Genomic DNA, 5,706 nt, shown 5'->3' with positions numbered 1-5,706 from the left:
GCCTTGGGGAAGGCCCCGAAAAGCACGCCGCCCGCCACCACGAGCCAGGTCTGGTTGGCGTGCCAGACGCCCTCGATGGAGGCCATCATGGAGGCGCGGGCGTCCTCGTCGGGCTCGCGCAGGCAGAGGATGCCCACGCCCAGGTCGAACCCGTCCAGAATCACCGTCGCGGCCAGGGCCAGGGCCAGGAGCCAGAGCCAGAGTTCGGCGTAGAGGGCGTGGTCCATGGTCAGCCTCCCGAGCGAGCCGCGCTGGGCGGTTGGAGGGTGAGATCCGGGCCTTTGGCCAGGATCTTGCCGAAGAACCAGAGAGCCATGAGCGGCAGGATGGTGTAGACCGCACCGTACATGGCCAGGGAGGTCCACACGGCCTCGGGCGGCAGGATGGAGGCCCCGTCGGCCGTGCGCAGCAGGCCGTAGATCACCCAGGGCTGGCGGCCCACCTCGCGGGTGGCCCAGCCCATCTCTGTCGCCACGTAGCCCAGGGGGGCCATGGCCATCCAGGCCGCCAGCAGGAGCTTCCGGCGCGGCGCGGACTCCGAATCGAGCAGCCCCTTGCGCCAGGCCCAGACCGTGACCAGGGCCAGGGCGACCATGGCGAAGCCGATGCCCACCATGGCCCGGAAGGCGTAGAAGGGGATGACGATGGGCGGCCGGTCGTCCTTGGGGAAGTCCTTGAGCCCGGGCACGGTCCCGGTGGGCGTGTGGGTGATGAGCAGCGAGAGCACGTAGGGCACGCGGATCTCGAAGGCATTGCGCTCGTTCTCGGGGTCGGGCCAGGCGATGATGTTCCAGGATGCGCCCTGTCCCGGCTTGTTGGTCTCCCAGTGGGACTCGATGGCCGCCACCTTGGCGGGCTGGAGCCTGCCGATGTGCACGCCGGAGGTGTCGCCCACCAGGGCCTGGAGGGGCGCCACCACCAGGGCCATGGCGGCGGCCAGCTTGAAGGAGCGCAGGAAGAAGGCCGTGTGGCGGCCGCGCCAGATGAAGAAGGCGCTCACGCCGCCCGCCAGGAAGAGGCTGGTCTGCAGGCAGGCCAGCCACATGTGGCTGAAGGAGACCACGGTGTCGGGGTTGAACACGGCGGCCCAGAAGTCGTCCAGCTGGAAGACGCCGTCCACGAAGCGGCCCCCGGCCGGGGTCTGCATCCAGGAGTTGGCGGCCATGATCCAGAAGGCCGAGAGCGAGGCCGCAAAGCACACGAGCACCGTGGAGAGGAAGTGCGCCTTGGGGCCGACGCGCTTCCAGCCGAAGAGCATGATGGAGAGGAACGCCGACTCCAGCATGAAGGCCATGGCCCCCTCGAAGGAGAGCACCTGCCCGAAGAAGTTGCCCGCCGCCACGGAAAAGGGCGCCCAGTTTGCGCCGAACTGGAACTCCAGGGGGATGCCGCTGACCACGCCCACCGCGAAGCCCACAGCGAAGATGCGCGCCCAGAAACGGCAGTGGCGGTAGTAGTCCGGGTCGCCGGTCTTGAGCCAGAGAGCCTCCAAGGCCACCAGGAACACCGAAAGGCCGATGGTGGTGAGCGGCCAGAGGATGTGGAACATGGTGGTGGCCGCGAACTGGAGCCGGGAGAGGAACACCGGGTCGGACAGGGCGTCGGTCATGCGTCCTCCTTTTTGACGGCCACGCCGAGCATGGTCAGGCGCGACTCGTGGAAGCCCGGCAGGAGAACGAGGCCCAGCCGGGCCAGCTCCGCCTTGAACTCGGGGGCGCGGAAGCGGTCGTGGACGGGGTGGGCCACCACGTGCCGCCAGAAGGGGCTGGCGTAGAGGTCTGGAAAGATCTCCTCGATGTAGAAGGCCCCGCCCGGGCGCAGCACGCGGGCCACCTCTCCCAGCCCGGCGCGCCAGTCCTCCAGGTGGTGGACGATGCCGAAGTTCACCACGGCGTCGAAGCTGGCGTCGTCCCAGGGCAGGCGCTGGGCGTCGCCCTCCACCACGGAGGCGATGGTGCCCGCCAGGCGTTTGCGGGCCAGGCGCAGCATGTCCGGGTCCGGGTCCAGGGCCGTGAGGGAGCGGGGCCGGAAGTGTTCCAGGACGAGCCTGGCCCCAGCGCCGTTGCCGCAGCCGATCTCCAGCACGGCGGCGTCTTGCGGGGGCTTGCGCATGCCCAGCCACTGCCGGATCTGCCGGGCCTGGAGGAAGCGGCGCACGGGGGAGTTGCAGAAGAATCGTTCCGGCCAGTTGACGAACATAGGCGATATCCGAAGGTTAGGGGTGCTGAGGGTCCCACCTTCCATGACCCGCCAGGGGGGTGGTGTCAAGGCCGGAAAAGGCGCGACGGCGCGTTCAGCGCGGGGGAAACGACACCGTGAAGCGCGTGCCCGGCCCGGTTTCGACCGCCAGCGTTCCGCGCAGCTGGTCCACCAGGGCCTGCACCAGGGTGAACCCCAGGGTGCGCGCGTCCCGGATGTCGAAGGAGTGTTCCAGGCCCTTGCCGTTGTCCTCCACCACGAGCCGCGCCAGCCCCTCGCGGATGGACAGGCGCACGGCCAGCTCGCCGGAGGCGTCCTCCGGGAAGGCGTGCTTGCAGGCGTTGGTGACCAGCTCGTTGAGCAACAGCCCGCAGGGGATGGCCGCGTCGATGCCCAGGAACGTGGGCGCCACCTCCAGGCGCAGGGCGAGGGGCTTGTCGCCGCGCGCGTGGACGCGGGTCAGCTCGCCCGCCAGGGTTCCCACATAGCTGGCCATGTCGATGCCCGAGAGGTCGCCGGAGCGGTAGAGTTGTTCGTGCACCAGGGCCATGGAACGGATGCGCCCGCTGACGTTGCGGGCCATTTCCGCTGCGCCCGGGGCGTTAAAGCCCTCGAACTGGAGGTTCACCAGGCTCGTCACCAGTTGGAGGTTGTTCTTCACGCGGTGGTGCACCTCGCGCAGGAGCAGCTCCTTCTCTTCCAGGTTGCGCTCCAGCTCCTGGCGCGACTGCCGCCGCGCGGTGACGTCGCGGAAGATGCCCTGTGCGATGCGGCGCTTGCCGGTGTCGGCCACGGTGGCGGAAAGCTCCACGGGAATGCGCCTGCCCGAGGCCGTTTCCACCTCGGCCTCGGGCAGGTCCATGAAACCTTGCTGCACGAAATCCCTGAACGCCGCTTCGTATTGTCCGGCCCTGTCCGAGGGATGCAACCGGGCCTGGGGCAGGCCGATCAGCTCCTGGCGGGTGCGTTCAAGAAGCCGCTCGGCCGCACTGTTGCAGTCCACGACACAACCGGTCTCCGCGTCGGCCCAGACGATGGCGTCGGCGTTGTTCTCGAAGATGAGCCGGAATTCGGCCTCGCGCTCGGCCAGCGCCGTCCTGGCGCACTCCAGGGCCGTGAGGTCGATGCCGATGCCGGTCAGGTAGGATTCGCCCTCCAACTCCAGCGAGACGGCGGTAAGGTAGTAGGGCCTGACCGTGCCGTCCTTCATCACAAGCCGCGTCTCCAGCTCGGCCGTGCCCTGGAAGGGCACGCTCCTCCAGGCCTCTTCCGCCCTGGCCAGTTCCTCCGGCAGGCCCCGGAACCAGTCCTCCATGCGCATTCCCCCGAGTTCCCCGGGGCCATACCCCGTGGCTGCCTCGGTCCGGGTGTTCCAGAAGACCAGGCGTCCCGAATCGGTATACAGAAACAACAGCCCGGGAACGCTGCTGACCAGCGCATCGCTGAAGGCCTTCTCCTTGCGCAGGGATTCCTCGACGCGGCGTCGCTCGGTGATGTCGATGAACATTCCGAAGACCCCCTCGAACCCCCCGGCCTCGCCCATGAGGGCGGTGGTCGACACCAGGAACCACAGTCCGGTTCCGTCGGCGCTCCGCAGGCGCAATTCGTAGCGGTCGCTGAAGCCCCGGGCGCGCTCCCGCATCTTCGCGCGGGCCATCGGCAGGTCTTCCGGAAAAACGAAGTCGAAGTAGCTTCTGCCGGGCATGGCCTCGGCCGGGACCCCCAGCAGCCCGGCCATTTTGCCGTTCACATGCACGGTGCGCAGGTCCGCGTCGAGCTGCCAGATGCCCTCCCCCGCTGTCTCCACCAGCATGGCCAGACGCCTCTCGCTGACGCGCAGGGCGTCCTCCATGCGCCTGCGCTCCGTGACGTCGCGCACTACGGCCAGGGCATGCCATTCGCCGTCCATGTCCACGGCGGCCACGGTGAGTTCCACGGAGAGCGCTCCGCCGTCCCTGCGCCGGGCCTCCAACTCCAGGACGCGGCCCACGGCGGGGCCCTGGCCCGTCTCCCGGAAGCGGGCCGCATGCTCCAGGTAGCGCTCGGCGGACCCGGACGGCGCGAGCAGCCCGTGCACGTCGCGCCCGAGCACTTCGTCCTCGCGCCAGCCGAACATCCGCTCGGCCGCCTTGTTCCAGCAGGTCGCGCGCCCGGAGGCGTCCATCATCACGATGGCGTCCAGGGCATTGGCCGTGACGGCCTCCAGCCGTTTGGCGGCCAGGGCGTGCCGGGCCGCCTCCCGCCGGGATTCCGCAAGTTCCTCTTCAAGTCGCCGAACTTGAGACTCCAAATCCTCGCAACATCCTGCAAAACCGCCCACCTGTTCCATATCGATTGCCGTTGCCCTGCTTCTGAGTTGACAGGAAGCGCACAACTCTCCGCTTCACTCCATATGGTTTTGTACGTTGGAACAATTCTATTCTGGAGGACAATCCGGCGCAACAGCAATGAGCGACGCCAACAAGCCCTGCCGGACAACAACCTGAAACACCTGAAAATAATTTTGCGAGAAGCCCACCGTGTGTCGCTGCAACGACCGGGACCCCATGGCGGAAAAGGCGACGCATCGCGTCACGCGCCAAGGGCGCATGCACGCGTTGTTGTGACAAATCGATGGGTCAGCTGACGGCTTGGCTTGTCTGCGGGGACGGCAGGTGAGCGCGCGACGCTACGCGGGGCGAACGCCCGAATGGATGCGCGCGATGCCGCCCGTGAGGGGCGTCTGCTCCACGCCTGAGAACCCTGCGTCGCGTATCTCGGCGGCGAACGTCCGATGATCCGGGAAGGCGTGCACCGATTCCATCAGGTAGGAATAGGCGTAGTCCGTGCGCGAGAGCCAGTTGCCGAAGGGGGGCAGGACGCGGTCGAAGTAGAAGCGGTAGAGGGCTCGCAGCAGGGCGCTGTCCGGCAGGGAGAACTCCAGCACCAGGAGGCGGCCGCCGGGCCGGAGCACCCGGAAGAACTCCCCCAGCGCCACGCCCCGTTCCTGCACGTTGCGGATGCCGAAGGCGATGGTCACGGCGTCCACGCTGGCGTCGCGCAGGGGCAGGCGTCGGGCGTCCCCGGCGGCCAGGCGCACCCGGCCGCGCGGCTCGCGCCGGGCCAGCTTGGCGTGGCCGACGCGCAGCATGGCGGGGGTGAAGTCGATGCCCAGCACCCGGGACAGGGGCCGCTGGCGCACGATCTCCAGAGACACCTCGGCCGTGCCCGCCGCCACGTCGGCCACCACGATGGGCCGGTCCGCGGGGAGCATGCGGGCCAGACGCTTGCGCCAAAGCACGTCGATGCGCAGCGAGAGCACGCTGTTTTGCATGTCGTAGCCGCCCGCAATGGTGTCGAACATTCGCCGCACTTCGAAATCGCGCATGGAAGAGGCCTCCAGCAGAGAGGTGACGAAGGCGGAAGATGCCTCCGGCGGCCAGAGAGGAAACTTTTTGAAAAAAGTTTCCTCTCTGGACTCTCCTTCAAAAACTTTTAAGTAGCTTCGCGGGCATCAGCGCCACCATG

At 68.1% G+C, this 5,706-nt stretch carries 5 protein-coding genes; all 5 read right to left on the bottom strand.

The annotated features are described in order from the left end of the window. Positions 1–227: cytochrome d ubiquinol oxidase subunit II (locus tag ACV4UX_RS16305; RefSeq protein ID WP_491594339.1), on the bottom strand; the 227-nt coding region annotated here is incomplete at its 3' end. A 2-nt stretch (positions 228–229) separates the two neighbouring features. Continuing rightward, positions 230–1,609, bottom strand: coding sequence for a cytochrome ubiquinol oxidase subunit I (locus ACV4UX_RS16300; RefSeq protein WP_491594338.1), 1,380 nt, complete (start codon positions 1,607–1,609; stop codon positions 230–232). Continuing rightward, the gene (locus ACV4UX_RS16295) at positions 1,606–2,199 is read right to left on the bottom strand and encodes a class I SAM-dependent methyltransferase (RefSeq protein WP_491594337.1); all 594 of its coding nucleotides are present in this window, start codon (positions 2,197–2,199) and stop codon (positions 1,606–1,608) included. The genes ACV4UX_RS16300 and ACV4UX_RS16295 overlap by 4 nt, the downstream gene beginning before the upstream one ends. A 94-nt stretch (positions 2,200–2,293) precedes the next feature. Next, positions 2,294–4,489 carry a PAS domain S-box protein gene (locus ACV4UX_RS16290; protein ID WP_491594336.1) on the bottom strand — a complete coding sequence of 732 codons (2,196 nt, stop codon included), beginning with the start codon at positions 4,487–4,489 and terminating at the stop codon, positions 2,294–2,296. A gap of 378 nt (positions 4,490–4,867) precedes the next feature. Further along, positions 4,868–5,566 carry a ubiquinone/menaquinone biosynthesis methyltransferase gene (locus tag ACV4UX_RS16285; RefSeq protein WP_491594335.1) on the bottom strand — a complete coding sequence of 233 codons (699 nt, stop codon included), beginning with the start codon at positions 5,564–5,566 and terminating at the stop codon, positions 4,868–4,870. Positions 5,567–5,706 lie beyond the last annotated feature (140 nt).

The organism is Fundidesulfovibrio sp., from assembly GCF_058402725.1.
The sequence above is the reverse complement of the archived record's forward strand: the minus strand, read 5'-3'. Positions and strand labels throughout refer to the sequence as shown.